This window comes from Streptomyces sp. NPDC001594, from assembly GCF_042893675.1.
Classification (GTDB): Bacteria; Actinomycetota; Actinomycetes; order Streptomycetales; family Streptomycetaceae; genus Streptomyces.
The window spans coordinates 1-1,193 of the sequence record NZ_JBIAVB010000046.1 but is presented as its reverse complement, the minus strand read 5'-3'; the positions used below and the strand labels follow the sequence as shown (position 1 = coordinate 1,193).

Here is a 1,193-nt window from a genome sequence, read left to right as displayed (position 1 = left end):
CGGGGCGCTGGGGGTCGGCGCGGCCGGGGAGGGCTCGGTGGGCGGCGGGGGCACAGCGCCGGTGGGGGCGGCGGCCGAGGGCGTATCGGTCGTGGGTGCCGTGAGGGAGGCGGCGGGCGGGGGTGCGGGGTGCCGGTGGGGCTCCGGGCCGCCGAGGGCCGCGGCCAGGCCGAACGCGAGGGCCGCGACCGCCGCGACGGCGCCTCCCGCGAAGGCGGAGTGCCGGCGACGGCGCCGGGAAGCGGCCATGCGCCGGACCTCCGCTCCCGTCGTGGGCGCGGGGGCGGCGGCGCTTTCGGCCAGCTCGCGCAGGGCGGAGGACAGCTCATCGGCCACGGTCATCCTCCTTCTCCTCGCCACTCGCACCCAGCGCGCCGACCTCGGTCGCCGGCAGCAGCTTGGCGAGGGCCGCCCGGCCGCGTGACAGGCGGGCCTTGACCGTACCGGTCGGAGCGCCGGTCTCGGAGGCTACCTCTTCCACACTGAGGTCACACAGGTGGTGCAGCACTATCGCCAGGCGTTGGGGCTCCGGGAGCCGGCGCAGCGCCGTGACGAGGGCGACGTGTTCGGGACCCGGCCCAGGGGCGTGCTCTGGCGGCGGGGTGCGGCGTACCAGCTCCAGCCAGCGCCGGGCCCGCCGCCAGTGGCTGACCGCGAGACGCATCGCGACGGTGCGGATCCAGGCTTCCGGGGCCTCACCGGCCAGGAAGTCGCCGCGCCGGTCCCAGGCGCGTACGAAGGCTTCCTGAACGGCGTCCTGGGCCTGGCCGTGGTCGCCGGTGAAGGAGTACACCTGGCCCACGACCCGTGGGAACGCCGACGCGTAGAACGCGTCGAACTCCTCCTCCGTCATCCCGCCCCCCCGCGGTCCCAGAATTCTTCCGATCCGCATGCAACCCGCCGACCCCTGGCGTGCGTACAGGTCGTGTACTGCGAAGAACACCACACAGGGGGCTCTGTTGACCAGGGAAAACAAGGTAATCGCGAAGGCGGCGGCCGCGGCCGTCCTCGGTGCGCTGCTGCTCGCGTCCACGGCGTGCGGGCCGGGCGGGGCCGACGCATCGGGCGGTGGCTCCACGACCTCGGCGCGGCCGAGCGCGACGAACTCTCCCATGACGGGGGAGACGGCTTCGGCGAAACCGGGCGAGGCCTCGGCGAAGCCGGGCGCAGGTTCGGGCAAGCCCAGCGCCAGC

General features: G+C 75.4%; 2 protein-coding genes. Both read right to left on the bottom strand.

The genetic code is table 11. The features are described from left to right. Positions 1-342 (bottom strand): hypothetical protein (locus ACFY0O_RS37675; RefSeq protein WP_388955622.1); only part of this gene is annotated, 342 nt, incomplete at its 3' end. Next, entirely contained in the window at positions 326-853 is a 528-nt protein-coding gene (locus ACFY0O_RS37670) for a SigE family RNA polymerase sigma factor (protein ID WP_388955625.1), read from the bottom strand. The genes ACFY0O_RS37675 and ACFY0O_RS37670, both read right to left, overlap by 17 nt. Positions 854-1,193 lie beyond the last annotated feature (340 nt).

Coding starts and splice junctions, on each gene's coding strand:
- ACFY0O_RS37670 (WP_388955625.1), bottom strand. CDS start 853: ATGACGGAGGAGGAGTTCGACGCGTTCTACGCGTCGGCGTTCCCACGG.